This window comes from Acidovorax sp., from assembly GCF_046314175.1.
Taxonomy (GTDB): domain Bacteria; phylum Pseudomonadota; class Gammaproteobacteria; order Burkholderiales; family Burkholderiaceae_C; genus Acidovorax.
On the sequence record NZ_JBKBXG010000011.1, the window covers coordinates 40,413 to 58,040 of the forward strand.

At 66.2% G+C, this 17,628-nt stretch carries 13 protein-coding genes; 7 read left to right on the top strand and 6 right to left on the bottom strand.

The window, feature by feature from the left end; all coding sequences use genetic code 11:
- The first annotated feature begins 17 nt into the window (after positions 1-17).
- Positions 18-650, top strand: a complete 633-nt coding sequence (locus tag ACK4OE_RS04810) for a glutathione S-transferase family protein (RefSeq protein ID WP_409883402.1) — start codon at positions 18-20, stop codon at positions 648-650.
- Positions 651-837: 187 nt separating this feature from the next.
- On the opposite strand, the gene ACK4OE_RS04815 is transcribed toward ACK4OE_RS04810, so the two are convergent.
- Positions 838-1,728 carry an NAD-dependent epimerase/dehydratase family protein gene (locus ACK4OE_RS04815; protein ID WP_409883405.1) on the bottom strand — a complete coding sequence of 297 codons (891 nt, stop codon included), beginning with the start codon at positions 1,726-1,728 and terminating at the stop codon, positions 838-840.
- Between the two features lie 95 nt (positions 1,729-1,823).
- Positions 1,824-4,202 (bottom strand): PAS-domain containing protein, encoded by a 2,379-nt coding sequence (locus ACK4OE_RS04820; protein ID WP_409883406.1) that lies wholly within the window; start codon positions 4,200-4,202, stop codon positions 1,824-1,826.
- 249 nt (positions 4,203-4,451) lie between these two features.
- Here ACK4OE_RS04820 and ACK4OE_RS04825 point away from each other — a divergent pair, with 249 nt between their 5' ends.
- From ACK4OE_RS04825 to arsA, 3 genes are all read left to right on the top strand, one after another.
- Entirely contained in the window at positions 4,452-5,348 is an 897-nt protein-coding gene (locus tag ACK4OE_RS04825; RefSeq protein WP_409883407.1) for a dienelactone hydrolase family protein, read from the top strand.
- Between the two features lie 153 nt (positions 5,349-5,501).
- Positions 5,502-6,356, top strand: a complete 855-nt coding sequence (locus ACK4OE_RS04830; protein WP_409883409.1) for a ZIP family metal transporter — start codon at positions 5,502-5,504, stop codon at positions 6,354-6,356.
- Positions 6,357-6,445: 89 nt separating this feature from the next.
- Positions 6,446-8,272, top strand: a complete 1,827-nt coding sequence (gene arsA, locus ACK4OE_RS04835) for an arsenical pump-driving ATPase (RefSeq protein WP_409883411.1) — start codon at positions 6,446-6,448, stop codon at positions 8,270-8,272.
- Between the two features lie 230 nt (positions 8,273-8,502).
- Here arsA and ACK4OE_RS04840 read toward each other — a convergent pair whose 3' ends face one another.
- Together ACK4OE_RS04840 and ACK4OE_RS04845 are read right to left on the bottom strand one after the other, a co-directional pair.
- Complete coding sequence (locus ACK4OE_RS04840; protein WP_409883412.1) at positions 8,503-9,252, bottom strand: LytR/AlgR family response regulator transcription factor; 750 nt, start codon at positions 9,250-9,252, stop codon at positions 8,503-8,505.
- Positions 9,233-10,507 (bottom strand): sensor histidine kinase, encoded by a 1,275-nt coding sequence (locus ACK4OE_RS04845; protein ID WP_409883414.1) that lies wholly within the window; start codon positions 10,505-10,507, stop codon positions 9,233-9,235. The genes ACK4OE_RS04840 and ACK4OE_RS04845 overlap by 20 nt, the downstream gene beginning before the upstream one ends.
- 51 nt (positions 10,508-10,558) lie before the next feature.
- Here ACK4OE_RS04845 and argH point away from each other — a divergent pair, with 51 nt between their 5' ends.
- The 3 genes from argH to ACK4OE_RS04860 all read left to right on the top strand — a co-directional run bounded on the left by argH (position 10,559) and on the right by ACK4OE_RS04860 (position 14,685).
- Entirely contained in the window at positions 10,559-12,046 is a 1,488-nt protein-coding gene (gene argH, locus ACK4OE_RS04850; RefSeq protein ID WP_409883416.1) for an argininosuccinate lyase, read from the top strand.
- A 42-nt stretch (positions 12,047-12,088) separates the two neighbouring features.
- Complete coding sequence (locus ACK4OE_RS04855; protein WP_409883419.1) at positions 12,089-13,078, top strand: Bug family tripartite tricarboxylate transporter substrate binding protein; 990 nt, start codon at positions 12,089-12,091, stop codon at positions 13,076-13,078.
- Between the two features lie 98 nt (positions 13,079-13,176).
- Positions 13,177-14,685, top strand: coding sequence for a diguanylate cyclase domain-containing protein (locus ACK4OE_RS04860; RefSeq protein WP_409883420.1), 1,509 nt, complete (start codon positions 13,177-13,179; stop codon positions 14,683-14,685).
- A gap of 30 nt (positions 14,686-14,715) precedes the next feature.
- Here ACK4OE_RS04860 and ACK4OE_RS04865 read toward each other — a convergent pair whose 3' ends face one another.
- Both ACK4OE_RS04865 and ACK4OE_RS04870 read right to left on the bottom strand, forming a co-directional pair.
- The gene (locus ACK4OE_RS04865; protein ID WP_409883422.1) at positions 14,716-15,324 is read right to left on the bottom strand and encodes a hypothetical protein; all 609 of its coding nucleotides are present in this window, start codon (positions 15,322-15,324) and stop codon (positions 14,716-14,718) included.
- Positions 15,325-15,375: 51 nt separating this feature from the next.
- Entirely contained in the window at positions 15,376-17,493 is a 2,118-nt protein-coding gene (locus tag ACK4OE_RS04870; RefSeq protein WP_409883423.1) for a catalase, read from the bottom strand.
- Positions 17,494-17,628 lie beyond the last annotated feature (135 nt).

The window sequence follows — 17,628 nt, forward strand, 5'->3', positions numbered from 1 at the left end:
TTGCAAGGCGCCACACCATGATCACGTTGTACGACTGCGCCACGGCGCCCAGCCCGCGCCGTGCACGCATCCTGCTGGCTGAAAAGGGCATTGCCCACGACACCGTGCAGGTGGACCTGCGCAATGGCGAGCAACTGGGCGATGCCTACCGCCGCATCAACCCGCAATGCACGGTGCCTGCGCTGCGCACGGAAGACGGTTTGCTGCTGGCCGACAACGCGGCGATCACGGCCTATGTGGAGGCGCGGTACCCACAACCAGCACTGCTGGGAGAAACGCCTGCCGACAAGGCTGAGATCGCCAGCTGGAACTGGCGCATGGAGTTCGAAGGCCTTTTGGCCATTGCCGAGGCGCTGCGCAACAGTGCGCCTGCCATGGCCAACCGGGCGCTTCCCGGCGCGGTGGACTACCCGCAAATCCCCGCCCTGGCCGAGCGCGGGCTGGTGCGTGTGGGGCAGTTCTTCCAGCTGCTCAACGAGCGCCTGGCGGACCGCGACTTCATTGCCACCGACCGCTTCAGCGTAGCCGACATCACGGCGGTGGTGGCGGTGGACTTTGCGCGTGTGGTCAAGCAAAAGCCAGGTGAGCAGCACCCGCACCTGCTGCGCTGGCGCGCGGCCATGGCTGCGCGGCCGTCGATATCGTTGTAGCGGTAGCTGCCGGGGTGTCAGCGCTTTGCCGGATGTGCCAGACGGTGGATTTGACAGTGACGGCCGTGCTCTAAATGCTGCTGAATAGATAGCTGTTGGCGCTTTCTGGATAAGCGCTGAGGGGCGTTTTGATTTGAATTTTGGTGCAAACAAGCGGGGCCGTGCGCCGCGCCTTGCGCTCGTCTGCTTATCGCCAGGCGCTGGCCACCAGCTGGCTGTAGTGCACGCCGTTGCGCCCCAGCAATTGCTCAAACACCGCCGGGTTGCCCACGTTGTCGCTGCCCAGCATGCTCAAGGTTTCGGTGCACCAGGGCACTCCCGGAACGGCGTCGCCCAGGCGGGCGCTCAACTGTGTCAGCGGGTCGGGCAGGCGCAGCACGTGTGCGGGTGGGCTGCCCAGTTGCTGGCGCAGGCTGGCGATGAAGGCACCCATGGTCAGCGCCTCGGGGCCTGTGCATTCGATGATTCCCTGGGTCTGTAGCGCCGGTCCCATCAGGGCAACGATGGCAGCGGCAAGGTCGTGCACCGACACGGGTTGCACCCGCGCCGTGAGCATGGGGCCCGGGAACAGTGCCACAGGCAAGCGCGCCAGGTTCATGAACAGCGCGCTGCTGTCGCCGCCCTTGCCAAACACCACACTGGGCCGCAGCACGGCGGCATTCAGGGTGCCTTGCGCCACCAGCCCCAGCAGGTGCGCATCGGCCGCGCGTTTGGTGCTGGCGTAGCGCGTGCTGCTGCCCTCGATGCCCAGTGCCGAGATGTGCACCACGCGCTTTACGCCGGCCTGCGCGCATGCGGTGAACAGGGCAGTGGGCGTGTGCTGGTGCACTGCGTCGATGGGGCGCTTGCTGCTGTCGCGCAGCACGCCCACGGCGTTGACCACGGCATCGATTCCAACGAGGCGGGGCAGCCACACTTCGGGGGTGGTGTCGTGGGCAAAGTCCATGGGGACCTGTGTTGGCAGCACGGTGCGCTGGCGGGGAGACACCCCGCCCCGCACGGTGTGGCCTGCGCGGGTGAGCGCAGCAGCCACGGTGTGGCCTACAAAGCCGGTGGATCCGGTCAACAGAATGTTCATGCGCAATGCCTCGTGAAACGGTTGGCGTGTTTTGGCGGGGCCAGACGCAGATCCTGTGCCTTCGTGTTCATGGTCGTGTTCGTCTTTTTCTTTTTCTAGCCCGCGGGGTCGAACACCTCGATGCGGTTGCGACCGCCGTTCTTGGCGCGGTACAGGGCTGCGTCGGCGGCCTGCACGAGTGTGTCAGACCTGGCGTCTGGGCGGGGCACCAGGCTCGCAATACCCATGCTGAGCGTGATCACGGGGGCCGTGGGTGAACTGGAGTGGTCCAGGGCTGCGTCGCGCAGGCTGTCCATGCAGCGCTGCGCCACTACGGTGGCATCTGCCAGAGCCACGTCTGGCAGCAGCAGCACAAACTCTTCGCCGCCGTAGCGGGCGGCCACCTCGTCGGCTCGCCGGGTCATGGCTTGCAGCAACTGGGCCACTTTACGCAGGCATTCGTCCCCCGCCAGGTGTCCGTAGTGGTCGTTGTAGAGCTTGAAATGGTCGATGTCGATGAGGACCACCGCCAGCGGCATCTGGTTGCGGCCACAGCGTGCCCATTCGGTGGCGAGGCGTTGGTCAAAGCGGCGGCGGTTGCCAATGCCGGTTACCCCGTCGGTGCTGGACAGCAGCGCCAGCTGCGCGTTGGCCGCGGCCAGTTCCTGCTCTTTGCGCACCAGCTGGGTGACATCGGTCCGCACACCTGCAATGCCGCCCTGGGGGGTTCGGCGCTCGTCGGCCTGCACCCACCGGCCTTCGGGCAGGCGTTGCAGCACCGAGTGTTGGGCCGCATGGTGGGCTGCCACGCGCTGCACCAGCCACCGCTCTTCGTTGCCTATAGCGTCCAGGTACTGCCCGCGTTCCACGCCATAGCGCGCGATCTGCTCGAACGTGCTTCCGGGCACGATCATCGGTGCCGAGATGGGGTACAGGCGCCGGTACTGCGCGTTGCACACCACCAGCTTGTCGTCGGCGTCGAACAGCGCAAAGCCTTCAGGCAACGACTCCACCGCATCTTGCAGCAACTGGCGCGCTTGCTGGGCAGCGTCCTGGGCGGCCTCCAGCGCCTGGCGTTGCTCGATCAGGTCGGTGATATCGAGGCGCACCGCTACCACATAGTTCTCGGGGGTGCGGGTTTCGTAGATGTTGATCCAGCGCCCGTCGGCCAGCCGCTGCACCAGGTTGGATGTGCGGCTGCCGTGCTCAGACAGGCGCTCGGCAATCCATGCCTCTTCGCGGCCGTGGGCCGAAGGCACCAGCCCCCGCTGCACCGAATGGCGCAGGATGTCGGCAAAGTGCTTGCCCAGGTGCTCCGTGTAGTCCATGTGTGGGTACATGCGCGTGAGCTGCTGGTTGTACAGAACCAGCCGGTCCTGCTCGTCAAAGATCTCGATGCTGACGGGCAGGGCCTCTACGGCGCGCTCCAGCAACTGGCGGATGCGCTGGCTTTCCTGGCGGGCTTCCTCAACCTTCTGGCGCTGCTCGATCAGGTCGCTGATGTCCAGCCGCACCACCACAGTCATGCCAGACGGGGTGCGTTTCTCGTGCATGTGCATCCATGCGCCGTTGGGGTAGTGACGTACCTCGGGGCCGGGCCGGTGGCCGCGCAGCGCCATCTCGTGCGCCAGCCACAGCTCTTCCTGTCCGCGCGCTTCTTCGGGAATGCCGTGTTTCAGGCCCTCGCGCAGCAGTTCTTCGTACGTTTTGCCGAGTGACGTCTGCACGGGCAGATGTGGTCGCAAATTGGCCATGAAACTGTTGCAAAGCACCAGCCGGTCATGCTCGTCATAAATGTCGAGGCCCGCAGGCATGGCATCCACCGCTTCGCGCAGGCGGCGTTCGGCGCGCTCGGCGTCGTCCAGCGCCTGTTTCAGCGCGCGCTCCTTGTGCACGGTGTCGGTGATGTCGGATCGCAGCACCACCACGCCGCCACCGTCCAGGTTGCGCTCGGTGATGTGCATCCAGCGGTCGCCGCGCAGTTCTTGCACTTCAGGCCCGGCCGGGGAGCGGTGGCGCGCCATGCGGCCTGCCAGCCAGGCTTCGGTGTCCTGCAATGCCGCGGTGATTTCGCCCGATTCCGCAGCACGGCGCAGCACGTCTTCAAACCGGGTGCCGTACTCCACCGGCATGGTGGTGCCCGAAACCACCTCGCGGTATTGGGCATTGCACAGCACGAGGCGATCTTCAGCGTCGTAGATGGCCAGCCCGTCCGGCAGGATGTTGAGGGTCGCACTGAGCTGTGTACTCGCCCGCTGGGCATCCTGCTGCGCCGTGCTGGCTGCGGCGCGAAGTGCAGCGGCGTTCTGCGACAGCCGCCGCCACAAAAGGCCCATCACCACCAGACCAAGCCCCGCTGCTGCCAGGGCCGTGCGGACTACAAGGGGAAGCGCCTGGCTGGCCAGGGCCCACACCAGCAGCCCCAGACCGCCCGCACCGCACAGCGCCACCACGGGCAGCGCCAGAGGGTGTTCGCGGTGTGGGGCGGGGTTCATTGTGCGGGGCATCCCCAAGTGGCGGTCGCCGGACTTTCTTGATTGCAGAGGGAGGGGCTCCTCATTGGCACCGCTGTGGTGCAAAACGTCGCAAGGAGCGCTCGTTCCTTGAACAGGTTGTCAGAAAGTCTAGCAGTGGTATCTGATTTCTCATATCCGGAAATGCCGGGAAGGCGCAAACGCCCTAGACTGCGGGTCCGTTCCCGCCTGTCTGTCGTTCCCCCCCTTTTTTTCTACTGGAGAAACCCGATGCTCAATGACGACCTTCATTCCGACACCGTGGCGTTGGTGCCCGGCCGCACCACCGAAGCGGGCGCCACCCGCCGCACTGCACTGCAGGCCGCGCTGGGCCTGGGGTATGCCGCAGCTGCTGCGCCGGTGATGGCCCAGACCGCCATTGCCACACCGGCCGACGGCCTGACGGTGGGCGAGGTGAGCTTTACGGTCAACGGCTTTAAGGTGCCCGCCTACCGCGCGGCGCCTGCGGGCAAGACGGGCCTGCCCGTGGTGCTGGTGATCCAGGAAATTTTTGGCGTGCACGAATACATTGCCGACACCTGCCGCCGTTTTGCCAAGGCGGGCTACCTGGCCATTGCCCCCCAGTTGTATGCGCGCCAGGGCGACCCGGCCAGCTACACCGAAATCGCCAAGCTGCAGGCCGAACTGGTCTCTAAAGTGCCCGATGCGCAGGTAATGGCCGACCTGGATGCCGCTGTGGCGTGGGCCGCTGCCAATGGCGGCGACGCAGCACGCGTGGGCATCACCGGGTTTTGCTGGGGTGGCCGCATCACCTGGCTGTATGCCGCGCATGGTCCCGTCAAGGCGGGTGTCGCCTGGTACGGTCGCCTGGTGGGCCAGGCCAGTGCACTCACGCCCAAGCACCCGGTGGACATCGCACCCATCCTCAAGGCGCCCGTGCTGGGCCTGTATGGCGAAAAAGACACCGGCATCCCTCTTGACACGGTTGATAAGATGAAAGCTGCCCTGGCCAGTGGTTCGCCACAGGCCAAGGCTTCGGAGTTTGTGGTGTACCCCGACGCGCCCCATGCCTTCCATGCCGACTACCGCGCGAGCTTCCGCAAGGAAGCAGCCGAAGACGGCTGGAAGCGGGCCCTGGACTGGTTCAAAAAAAACGGCGTGGTCTGACCGACTGCGATACCGGCCTGGCGGTGAGTGCGCCGCCCGCAGCCGCCCCGCACTGTGGGGCGGCTTTTTTTGGTTCTGTGGCGGGCGTGGCGAGGGGGATGGAAATATGAATAAAAATGGCCTACAGGGCTTATCTATAAAGCGCAAGAAGCTATGACTTTGGTAGCAATCATTCTGGCCACTTTGGCCGCGGGTATTGGCAGCGTGTGGCTGGCCGCACTGCTGATGCGCATGGGCCTGGGCGGGCGGTCCGGCAGCGTGGGCCCCCAGCATCTGCTGAGCCTGGCGGCGGGCGCCTTGCTGGCCACGGCCTTCATGCATCTGTTGCCCGAGGCGTTTGAAAGCCAGGCCAGCGCACACGACCTCTTTGCGACGCTGCTGGTCGGCGTGGTGTTCTTCTTTCTGCTGGACAAGGCCGAGCTGTGGCACCACGGTCATGAGCACAGCCACGCTGAGCCTGCCAAGCCGGAGCACGGACACGACCACGCGCATGCGGACGAAGGCCATGACCACGGCCATGATCATGGCCACGCGCACCACCATCAGCACGGCCCGCGCGCGGGTGGCTGGGCTGTGCTGACCGGCGACAGCGTGCATTGTTTTGGCGACGGCATCCTGATTGCATCGGCCTTCATGGCCGACTTCCGCCTGGGGGTGATTGCCGCCGTGTCGGTACTGGCGCACGAGGTGCCCCACCACATGGGCGACTTGGTGGTGCTGCGCCAGAGCAGCCCCAACCGGCGCATGGCACTGGTCAAGGTGTCGCTGGCCGGCGCGGTGACGGCGCTGGGCGGGCTGCTGGGCTACTTTCTGGTGGGGCAGCTGGAGGACTTTCTGCCGTACTTTCTGGCCGTGGCGTCCAGCAGCTTCATCTACGTGGCGCTGGCCGACCTGATCCCGCAGCTGCAAAAACGCCTGACGGCCCGCGAAACCGTGGTACAGATCGCGTGGCTGGTGGCGGGTATGGTGGTGGTGACGTTGGTCAGCGGCGTCGCGCACGCGCATTGAGGCCCTTGGCCTGTTGAGGGACGATGGTTGAGGGACGCGGCCTTGACCTGGCTCAAGGCCCGCCAGGATGGATCTGTCACTCTGGTGGCATGACCTCTCTTCACGCTGCCACTGTCACCCTGGGCCTGCTGGCGCAGCCCAGCCGATTCCTCTTCTTCACAGGCAAGGGCGGCGTGGGCAAAACATCGCTGTCCACGGCGGCGGCCATTGCACTGGCCGACGCCGGGCGCAAGGTGCTGCTGGTCAGCACCGACGCGGCCTCCAACCTGGACGAAATGCTGGGCGTGCCGCTGTCCAACCAGGCGGTCGCAGTGCCCGGGGTGCCGGGGCTGCACATGCTCAACATCGACCCCGACACAGCGGCCGAGGCCTACCGCCAGCGCGTGCTGGCGCAGCTCGAATCCACCGCCACCGCCGACGAGCGCTCCACCGTGCGCGAACAGCTGTCGGGCGCCTGCACTACTGAGATCGCGGCGTTTGATGAATTTGCAGCATTGCTGGCCAACGAGGGCAGCGTAAGCGGCCAGGGGTTTGACCATGTCGTGTTCGATACCGCGCCCACCGGCCACACGCTGCGGTTGCTGAGCCTGCCCAAGGCGTGGACCGGGTTCTTGGCGGGCAATGATCGGGGGGCGTCATGCCTGGGCCCGCATTCGGGTCTGAAGATGCAGGAAGAGCGCTTCAACGCCGCACTGGCCGCCCTGAGCGATCCGGCCCTGACCACTGTGGTGCTCGTCACCCGACCTGACCCGCGCCCTATGCAGGAGGCCGCGCGCACCGCGCAAGAGCTGCGTGCGCTGGGCCTGGCCAACCAGCGGCTGGTTATCAACGGCGTGTTCCACGCCAGCCAGCCGGGCAGGGACGCGGTGGCCGATGCCATCGAAGCGCTGGGCCGCGAGGCCTTGGCCTCCATACCCGACACCTTGGCTGCATTGCCCCGCGATGAAGTGCCCCTGCGCGCTTTTGACACGGTGGGTTTGCCCGCGCTCAGGGGCTTGCTGGGCGGCGGCGTTGCGTCCACTTCAGCCGCATCGTCTCCATCTTCTGCCCTTCCAGACCACCCTCTGCAGGCAGCGCCTCTGGCCGCCATGGTGGATGCGCTGGCGGCCAAGGGCCACGGGCTGATCATGGTGATGGGCAAGGGCGGCGTGGGCAAGACCACCATCGCCGCCGCGCTGGCCGTGGGCCTGGTGCAGCGCGGGCACGCAGTGCACCTCACCACCACCGACCCGGCCGCCCATGTGCAAGGCCAGCTTGACGGCAGCTTGCCGGGGCTGAAGGTAGGGCGCATCGACCCACGGGCCGAAACATCGGCCTACATCGACAAGATCATGACCACGCGCGGCAAGGCGCTGGACGACGCGGGCCGCGCGCTGTTGCTGGAAGACCTGCAGTCGCCCTGCACCGAAGAGGTGGCTGTGTTCCACGCCTTCAGCCGCGTGGTGAACGAGGCCCGCAGCGCCTTTGTGGTGCTGGACACGGCGCCCACCGGCCACAGCCTGCTGCTGATGGACGCGACCGGCGCCTACCACCGGCAGATGACGCAGCAGTACGACGGCAGCGCCAACGCCAAACACATCATCACGCCGCTCATGCGCCTGCAGGACGCTGACATGACCCACGTGGTCATCGTCACGCTGCCCGAAGTCACGCCCGTCAGCCAGGCCGCTGCCCTGCAGGACGACCTGCGCCGCGCACACATCGAGCCCTGGGCCTGGGTCATCAACAAAAGTGTGGCCGCCACCGGCACCAGCGACCCGCTGCTGCAGGCCCGCCTGGTGGGCGAGCGCCAGCAGGCAGCGCGCATTGCCAACGGCTTGGCGCAGCGCACCTATGTATTGCCCTGGTTGCCTACGCCGCCGGTGGGTGTGGCTGCGCTAGGAGCGTTGGTGGCGCCGGACGTGGTGTTGGGGTGAAACCCTCCGAACAGCAGCAGGCGGGTGTCGGTGTACTTCAAAATTCATAGCTACTAGCGCTTGATGGATAAGCGCTAGAGGCCAAAAAGGCTTAAATTTTCGGAGTCAGAGGCTGAGAGTTTTTTAGCCGAGCCGGGGCGTTTTGGCGTGCAAGGCGGGCATGGATAAAAGACTCTCAGCCTCTCAGGCAGCACAACGGCTGGGCTGCCGCGCCGCGTCTGCGCGGGTGTTCAGCGCGCCAACTCTTCCCGTACTGCTGCGAGTTGGCGGCGCGACACGATCAGCAGCTCGGTCGACCCCTGCAACCGCACGGCCCAGCCTTCGCCCTCTTCAGGGTCGTAGTGCTTTTCCAGCGCGCGCAGGGCGCGGCGGGCCACCAGGGCGTTGCGGTGGATGCGCAGGAAGCGCGGGGCAAACCGGGTTTCCAGGTCGCTCAGCGCGCCGTCCATGATGTAGCTGCGTGTGGCGGTGCGCACGGTCACGTACTTTTGCTCGGCTTTGAAGTACAGCACCTCGGCCAGCGGCAGGCGCTCGGTGCGGCCCCGGTCCTGGATCAGCAGGGCGTCACCGTCTTGCGCGCTGGGTGCGGTGGTCGGCAGGGGCGCGCGGGTGCCGCGCTGCACCTTGGCCAGCGCCTGCTGCAGGCGCTCGCGGCGCACGGGCTTGGTGAGGTAGTCCACGGCATCCAGCTCAAACGCACTCACTGCGTGGTCGGCATGCGCCGTCACGAACACCACGGCAGGGGGCTGTGGCAGGGTCTGCAGCGTGTGCGCCAGGGCCAGCCCGTCTTGCCCGGGCATGTGGATGTCGAGCAGCACCAGGTCAAACGCGCGCCCGCCGGTGGGGCCCAGCAGGGCCATGGTCTCGGCAGCGTTGGAGGCCTCGGCGACCGTGGTGCGGTGGGTGTCTGCGCAGTCGGCCAGCAGGGTGCGCAGGCGGCTACGGGCCAGGGCTTCGTCGTCAACGATGAGGATGTTCATGGTCGGGTAGGGATGTGTCTGCGGAAGCGGCGGGGTTCATCACGACCCCGCGGCGCGGGGTGTCGCTGCGGCGCCGGGAGTTGCCGCTGCGCTGGTCGCGGGTTCTGCCGGGGGCGGACCGGCGGGGTTTGGTGTCGGCGGCGGGCAGGGTGATGCGCACCTGGTACAGGCCGTCCAGCACACCCGCCGTGAACTCGCCCTGCACATCGTGCAGCAGCGCCAGCCGTGCGCGCACATTGGCCAGTGCAATGCCGTGGCCTTTGGTGGATGGCTCGTCGCCGTTGCCGTTTTTGGCGTCCTTGGGCGGCAGGGTGTTGGTGATGCGTATCACCACGCGGCTGCCGCGCAGCTCGGTCAGCACCCGCAGCTTGCCGCCGCGCGCGCTGGGCTCCACGCCGTGCTTGACGGCGTTTTCGACCAGCGGCTGCAGCAGCAGCGGGGGCAGGCGGGCGCTGTCGGTGCGCGGGTCCAGGTTCCACTGCACCTGCAGGCGCGACCCAAAGCGCACCTGCTCAATCGCCAGGTAGCGGCGCGCCAGCGTGATCTCTTCGGCCAAGGTCACCGATTCGCCTTGCTCGATGAGCGCGTGGCGAAACAGGTCGGACAGGTCTTCCAGCAGCGACTCGGCCTTGGCAGGCTCTTCACGCACCAGGGCGATGGCGCTGTTGAGGGTGTTGAACAAAAAGTGCGGACGAATGCGCGACTGCAACTCGGTCAGGCGCGCCGTGGTGGCCGCCGGGGTGCGCCCCCGCGCACGCAGTACCAGGGCTGCCACCAGCAGGGCGGCCAGCAGGGCGCCGGTGGCCGCGCTGGCCAGCCAGGGCGGCGATGCGGCTGCGCCAACCAGTGCGAGCATGGCGCAGGCATAGGCGCCGGCCAGCGCGCCCAGCACTACGCCCGCCACATATTGCTGCGCCATCGACAGGCGCTGCAACAGGGTTTTGAGACTGCAGGCGGTGATCAGCCACACCAGCGTGGCGGGCAGTGCGCCCCCCGTCAGCAGCGCCAGGCTGGCCAGCCACTCAACGGGTGTGGCAGACCCGTACATCGCGCCCACGCCCAGCACCAGCTCCACAAACAGCACGGCGCGCAGCACCACGCCCACCTGGCACGCATCAAATACCAGCGCCCGGCCCCGGGGAGGCTGGCCCCCAGGCCCACCGCCAGCGGCAGCCCGCACGCTGCGCGCAGAGCCCTCTTTCAGGGCGGAATCCGGCAGCGGGGGCTGGGTCGATAAAATTTGGGTGTTTTGCATTGCGGCATCCGGGCAGTCCGGGTGTCTGAACCACCGGATTATTGCCCTCCTATGTCCAAAGCCCAAGCCACCAGCGCCGACTCTGCGCCATCCCACAACCAGCTCGACACCAAGTCCCAGGCCTGGTCTGCGCTGTTTTCCGAGCCCATGAGCGATCTGGTCAAGCGCTACACCTCCAGCGTGTTCTTCGACAAGCGCCTGTGGCAGGCCGACATTGCAGGCAGCCTGGCGCACGCCGAGATGCTGGCAGCGCAGGGCATCATCGGTGCCGATGACCACGCCTCCATCCAGCGCGGCATGGCGCAGATCACCTCCGAGATCGAGTCCGGCGCGTTCGAATGGAAGCTGGACCTGGAAGACGTGCACCTCAACATCGAGGCTCGCCTGACCCAGCTGGTGGGCGATGCCGGCAAGCGCCTGCACACCGGCCGCAGCCGCAACGACCAGGTGGCCACCGACGTGCGCTTGTGGCTGCGCGGCGAGATCGACCTGATCGGTGATTTGCTCAAGGAACTGCAGGTGTCGCTGGTGGATGTGGCCGAGCAGAACGTCGAGGTGATCCTGCCCGGCTTCACCCACCTGCAAGTGGCCCAGCCCGTGAGTTTTGGCCACCACATGCTGGCCTATGTGGAGATGTTCAAGCGCGATGCCGAGCGCATGGCCGACGTGCGCCGCCGCACCAACGTGCTGCCGCTGGGCAGCGCGGCCTTGGCAGGCACCACCTACCCGCTGGACCGCGAGCGCGTGGCCAAGACGCTGGGCATGGTGGACGCGAGCGGTGCTCCCATGGTGTGCCAGAACAGCCTGGACGCCGTGAGCGACCGCGACTTCGCCATCGAGTTCACCGCCGCCGCCAGCCTGTGCATGGTGCACGTGAGCCGCCTCTCTGAAGAACTCATCATCTGGATGAGCCAGAACTTCGGCTTCATCAAGATTGCGGACCGCTTCACCACGGGCAGCTCCATCATGCCGCAGAAGAAGAACCCCGACGTACCCGAACTTGCGCGCGGCAAGACCGGCCGCGTGGTCGGCCACCTCATGGGCCTGATCACCCTGATGAAGGGCCAGCCCCTGGCCTACAACAAGGACAACCAGGAAGACAAGGAGCCGCTGTTCGACACCGTGGACACACTGAAAGACACGCTGCGCATCTTTGCCGAGATGGTGGGCGGCCAGCTGAACCCCGCCACGGGCCAAAAGGAAGGCGGCATCACCGTGAACGCGCAGGCCATGGAGCAGGCCGCCCTCAAGGGCTACGCCACGGCCACCGACTTGGCGGACTACCTGGTGAAAAAAGGCCTGCCCTTCCGCGACGCGCACGAAACCGTGGCCCATGCGGTGAAGGCGGCCACCTCGCACGCGTGCGACCTGTCGGAGCTGCCTTTGACGGTGCTGCAGGGCTTTCACCCCGCCATCGAGAAGGATGTGTACGAGTGCCTGAGCCTGCGTGGCTCGCTCAACGCCCGCAACACGCTGGGAGGTACGGCTCCGGCCCAGGTGCGCGCACAGCTGGCTCGGCACCGGCTGCGGTTGGCCTGATTCTTGCGCCGACTCGAGCACATCCCATCTGGAGCCTTTGCCATGATCCCATCGCGTCGCAGCCTGCTTTCCCGTCTCTTGCGCACCAGCGCCTTTCTGGGGGCCGCGCTGACCGTGGGGCTGGCGTCGGCGCAGTCGGGCAAGCCCATACGCCTGCTGGTGGGCTTCCCACCGGGCGGAGGGTCGGACGCCATTGCGCGGACCTTGTCCGAAAAGCTCAAGGACGAACTGGGCGTGCCCGTGGTGGTAGAGAACCGGCCCGGCGCGGGCGGGCAGATCGCGGCGCAGGCGCTCAAGGCTGCAGCGCCCGACGGCACCACGCTGTTCATCACGCATGACCACACCATTTCCATCCTGCCCCAGGTGGTGAAGAACCCCGGCTATGACCCCGTGCGCGACTTTGCGCCCGTGGTGGGGTTTGCCACGTTTGTGAATGCGTTTGCGGTGTCGGGTGGCACGCCCGCCAAGTCGTTCACCGACTATGTGGGCTGGGTCAAGACAGCGGGTGGCGGCAGAGGGGCGGTGGGCATTCCAGCGCCCGCGTCCACGCCAGAGTTTCTGGTCAAGCTGATTGGGCAAAAGTACCAGCTGGACCTGGTGTCCGCACCGTACCGGGGCAGCGCGCCCATGATGGCGGACATGCTGGGCAACCAGATCGGTGCAGGGGTTGCGTCGGTGCAGGACTTCATCGAGAACCACAAGGCAGGCAAGGTGCGGGTGGTGGGCGTGCTGGGCACCAAGCGCCAAGCGGCCATGCCCGATGTGCCCACCTTTGACGAAATGGGCCTCAAGGGTTTTGAAGACCTGCCGTATTACGGCATCTACGCGCCCACTGGCACACCGCAAAAGTTCATTACCGACTTCTCCAATGCCATGGCCAAGGTTGTTGCCATGCCCGATGTGCGCGATCACCTCACGGCCATGGGGCTCACCGTGGGCCACATGTCGCCCCAGCAACTGGCCGCGCGCCAGCAGGCTTACACCGACGCCTGGGCCAAGATCATCAAGACCAGCGGGTTCGTGGCGCAGTGAACATCGGGTGGAGCTGAACGGTGCTGCTCGGCGCAGCCCCGTCATGCCACCGTTAAATCGCTGAACCTCCAAGCCGGTTTCTGTCGTACGCTCCCGCCATGCCCCCACGCCATCTGCCTGCCAACTGGATACACCACCGACTGCTGCCGCTGGCGGCGGGGCTTTGCAGCAGCACGCTGGCTGCCGTTCTGGCCTGGGTGGTGATCGATATCTCCCACAACAAGGCCCGCACCGAGATCACGGCGCAGGCGCAAAGCCACCTGCTGCAGATCCGTGACCGGCTGGACCGGCAACTGCAGAGCACTTTGTCGGTGCCCGAAACGGTGGCCGCCTTTCTGGCGGCCCAGGGCAGCATGACCCCCGAGATCTTTTCCACGGTGGTCGGGCGCCTGCTGGAGCATCAGCGCAACATCCGCAACCTGGCCCTGGCGCCGGACAACGTCATCAGCGACATCTACCCGCGCCTGGGCAACGAGCGCGCTTTGGGGCTGCGCTACCTGGACAACCCGCAGCAACGCGGCGCCGTGGAGCGCGCCATCCAGACGCGCCGCACTGTGGTGGCGGGGCCGATTCCGCTTGTACAGGGCGGTCTGGGCATCATCAGCCGCACGCCGGTGTTTTTGGCCCACCCTCCTGGGCGGGCGCCGGTGGATGGGCCCAAGTACTGGGGCATTGTGTCGCTCACGGTCAATGCCGACACGCTGTTTGCGGACGTGGGGCTCACCACCGAGCAGATGGGTTTTCAGATTGCCGCGCGGGGCCTGGACGCCACGGGGTCACAGGGCGCGGTGTTCATCGGGCGGCCTCAGATTTTTGACGAGTCCCCGGCCACGCTGGATGTGCCCCTGCCGGGCGGCGGCAGTTGGACCCTGGGTGCCGTGCCCACCGGTGGCTGGGCGGCCGCAGGCCGCGCGCCGGCGCTGGTTGTGATGCTGTCATACGCCTTTGCGCTGGTGGTGGGCTTGCTGAGTGCGCGGCTCATGCGTGCACACCAGCAGGTGTTGGCCCTGGCCACGCACGACCGGCTTACCGGGCTGCCCAACCGGCGTTTGTTTGAAGACCGCATTTCGCAGGCCATGCTGGCTGCCCACCGCGACCACCGCGCAGGCGCCTTGCTGCTGGTGGACCTGGACGGCTTCAAGGCTGTGAATGACGACCTGGGCCACGCAAGCGGCGACCAGGTGCTGGTGCGTGCCGCACAGCGCCTTGCGGGCATTGCGCGCGCCAGCGACACGGCTGCGCGGCTGGGTGGCGATGAGTTTGCACTGGTGCTCAACGTGGTGGAGTCGCCCGATGCCGCGATGGACGCTGCCCAGCGGGTGCTGGCCTCGCTGGCCTCTCCCATCGGGCTGGACAACGGCCAACACGTGCTGATTGGCGCCAGCATCGGTGTGGCCCTGTTCCACGGGCACGCGGTGGAGTCCCTGCCCGCGCTGATGGACCGCGCCGACCGCGCGCTCTATGCCAGCAAGCGCAGTGGCAAGGGGCTTGCCACCTTCGCTGAGGCATCGGGGGCTACCGGAGACCTGGGGGACGCTGGCATGGCGCGTGCGCCGTCGGCCGCTACTGCCACCGCGCCGGCCAGCCCTCCGCGTGCGCAGGGCTGATCGTCCTCGTTCCTTTGGGCGCCTGCACGGTTACAGCATGGCCGTGCGCTGCTGTTCAGCGCGTGATGCGCCAATGGCGGTCTCCACATTCTTAACCTCTTCAGGGGGTGGCAACACAGCAGGCATGCCCAGCGCTTCAATGGACAGCTCTCGGCACCAGCCCTTGGTGTGATAGAGGTGGTGGTCCTCGTCCTGCTCCACCGCCTCGTGGGCCTGTTTCAGCGCCTTGCCGATGTCTCCGGTGGCCACTTCGGCCACCTTGCCCAGCAGCTCCCAGTTGGCGTGGTCCTTGGTTTCAGCGTGCACCACACATTCGCAGGCCACCAGCTGGGCGGCTGCGGGTTTGCCGCCCTTTTGCGCCAGTTCCATGGCTTTCACCAGCGACTCGCCGATGTGTTTGACCACCGCGCGCGTGGGTGTCTGCATGTCCGGGTCCAGCCCCAGGGTGTCGCACAGGCTGCGCACCACGTTCTGATGGGTCAGGGTTTCTTCCAGATATTCCTCCCACTCCTTCTTCAGGTCGGGATTGATGGCGCAGGCGATGGCGGTGCGGTAGACCTGCTCGCCGCCGAGTTCGGTCTCCATCATCTGGATGACCAGGTCGTTGAGTTGTTGGCTGTCATAGCGGGCTTTGGACATCATGGGTCTCCTGGGTTGCCTTGGTTGATGAAAGAACAGGTAGAAAACAACTCATGCCAGCGTGCGCACCTTGGGCTCGCGGTCCCATTGGCGGGTTTGCGCGGCGGCGATAAAGCCCTGCGCGTCGGCCGGGTCCACCACGCCTGCGTCGGGCTCAATGCCACCGGCCTCCAAAATGGCCCGGGTGCCTTTGCAGGCAGCAATCGCCTTCAGGTGGCCAAACGCATCGCGGAACCAGTCCACCGCCGCAGCCTCCTTGGCCAGCACGGCACCCATGTCGGGCGACAGCACCGACGCCACCGCGTCAAACACCACCGACGGCGTACCTGCCAACTGTCCATCGGCGGGCAGCAGGGTGCCGTCCTTCAGCACCGCCCCACCCACCTTGGGCGACACGATCTTGACGGTGACTCCCACCTTTTCCAGCGCCTTGCGCAGGTTAGCGACCGAGGTGCCGTTGGAGCCATCGGCCACCAGAATGCCGATGCACCGCCCCTGCAGCGTGGGCTTCATGCGGTCGATGATGCGCAGCGCGGGCGACAGGGCCAGGTCCTGCACCGGCTCGGCCGTCTGCGGCGCAGGCGGCAGAGCCTGCATGCCCAGGCCGTTGGCCACGCGCTGGGCCAGGTCCGCGTCCACGTGCTGCAGGTGGCCCACAACGGCTTCACGCACGTGCACGGTGGCTACTTTCGATAACTCGAACACCAGGGCTGACGCCATGTGCGCTTGCTCCAGCGGGCTTTGGCTGCGAAAGAACATGCGTGCCTGGCTGTAGTGGTCGGCAAAACTCTCGGGGCGCACGCGGCCCTTCACACCGTCGTCGGCCTGCGCAAAGTGCCGGAAGCCTTGTGCTTGTGATGCACGCGGCGTGTCGTTCTGCAAGCTGCTGGGCTCGTAGTTCACGCGGCCTTTGGGCACCTGCATTTGCATGTGTCCATCGCGCTGCATGTTGTGGAACGGGCACTTGGGCGCGTTGATCGGAATCTGCGCAAAGTTGGGCCCGCCCAGGCGCGACAGCTGCGTGTCGAGGTACGAGAACAAACGGCCTTGCAGCAGCGGGTCGTTGCTGAAGTCGATGCCCGGTGGCACGTTGGCAGGGCAAAAAGCCACCTGCTCGGTCTCGGCAAAAAAGTTGTCGGGCCAGCGGTTGAGCACCATGCGGCCGATGGGCTGCAGCGGGATCAGCTCTTCAGGGATGAGCTTGGTGGGGTCCAGATGGTCGAACGGGAAGCGCTCGGCGTCCTCCTCGGTGAACAGCTGTACCGACAGCTCCCATTCAGGGAAGTCACCTGCCTCGATGGACTCGAACAGGTCGCGGCGATGGAAGTCGTTGTCGGCCGCCTGCAGCTTCAGGGCCTCATCCCACACGGTGGATTGAATGCCCAGCTTGGGGCGCCAGTGGAACTTCACAAACGTGCTCTCGCCCGCCGCGTTCAACAGCCGGAAGCTGTGCACGCCAAAACCTTCCATCGTGCGCAGGCTGCGCGGGATGGTGCGGTCGCTCATCGCCCACATGATCATGTGCATGGTCTCGGGCATCAGCGAGACAAAATCCCAGAACGTGTCGTGGGCGCTACCCGCTTGCGGAAATCCCCGGTCAGGCTCCATCTTCACCGCGTGCACCAGGTCCGGGAACTTCATCGCGTCCTGGATGAAGAACACCGGGATGTTATTGCCCACCAGGTCCCAGTTGCCTTCGGGCGTGTAGAACTTGACGGCAAAACCGCGCACATCGCGCGGGGTGTCTACCGACCCGGCGCCGCCCGCCACAGTCGAAAAACGCGTGAAGACGGGCGTTTGTGTGCCCACCTCGGTCAGTACCTTGGCGGTGGTGTATTGCTTGAGCGAATGCGTCAGTTCAAAAAAACCATGGGCGGCCGAACCGCGCGCGTGCACGATGCGCTCTGGAATGCGTTCGTGGTCAAAGTGGGTAATCTTCTCGCGCAGGATGAAGTCTTCCAGCAGCCCAGGGCCGCGCGGGGACGAGCGCAGCGAGTTCTGGTTGTCTGCCACCGGGATACCCTGCTGCGTGGTCAGCACCGGGTGTTTGCCACCGGCTTGCTGCTGCAGTTCGCCTGCATTGCCGCGGTAGGTTTCAGCCTGGGTGGAAGAGGGCGATGCAGACGGCGATTTTGATGCCGCGCCGCGCGAGGTGGGGGTTCGTGCCATGGGCGCTCCTGAGGGGTTCTGGGGTATGAATGAAGACAAGCCAACATCGTTGGCCCGCAGCACCAAACCCGGGGTAGGACGCAGCCCCATCTGCGCGTGGTCGCCTGAGCAAAAGTACCCGAAGCACGGAACACG

Bases quoted from the DNA above. Each gene is read 5' to 3' on its own strand.
- argH (WP_409883416.1), top strand. From the start codon at position 10,559: ATGTCCAAAGCCCAAGCCACCAGCGCCGACTCTGCGCCATCCCACAAC.
- ACK4OE_RS04845 (WP_409883414.1), bottom strand. From the start codon at position 10,507: ATGCAAAACACCCAAATTTTATCGACCCAGCCCCCGCTGCCGGATTCC.
- ACK4OE_RS04865 (WP_409883422.1), bottom strand. From the start codon at position 15,324: ATGTCCAAAGCCCGCTATGACAGCCAACAACTCAACGACCTGGTCATC.
- ACK4OE_RS04825 (WP_409883407.1), top strand. From the start codon at position 4,452: ATGCTCAATGACGACCTTCATTCCGACACCGTGGCGTTGGTGCCCGGC.
- ACK4OE_RS04815 (WP_409883405.1), bottom strand. From the start codon at position 1,728: ATGAACATTCTGTTGACCGGATCCACCGGCTTTGTAGGCCACACCGTG.
- arsA (WP_409883411.1), top strand. From the start codon at position 6,446: ATGACCTCTCTTCACGCTGCCACTGTCACCCTGGGCCTGCTGGCGCAG.
- ACK4OE_RS04810 (WP_409883402.1), top strand. From the start codon at position 18: ATGATCACGTTGTACGACTGCGCCACGGCGCCCAGCCCGCGCCGTGCA.
- ACK4OE_RS04820 (WP_409883406.1), bottom strand. From the start codon at position 4,202: ATGAACCCCGCCCCACACCGCGAACACCCTCTGGCGCTGCCCGTGGTG.
- ACK4OE_RS04870 (WP_409883423.1), bottom strand. From the start codon at position 17,493: ATGGCACGAACCCCCACCTCGCGCGGCGCGGCATCAAAATCGCCGTCT.
- ACK4OE_RS04860 (WP_409883420.1), top strand. From the start codon at position 13,177: ATGCCCCCACGCCATCTGCCTGCCAACTGGATACACCACCGACTGCTG.
- ACK4OE_RS04830 (WP_409883409.1), top strand. From the start codon at position 5,502: ATGACTTTGGTAGCAATCATTCTGGCCACTTTGGCCGCGGGTATTGGC.
- ACK4OE_RS04855 (WP_409883419.1), top strand. From the start codon at position 12,089: ATGATCCCATCGCGTCGCAGCCTGCTTTCCCGTCTCTTGCGCACCAGC.
- ACK4OE_RS04840 (WP_409883412.1), bottom strand. From the start codon at position 9,252: ATGAACATCCTCATCGTTGACGACGAAGCCCTGGCCCGTAGCCGCCTG.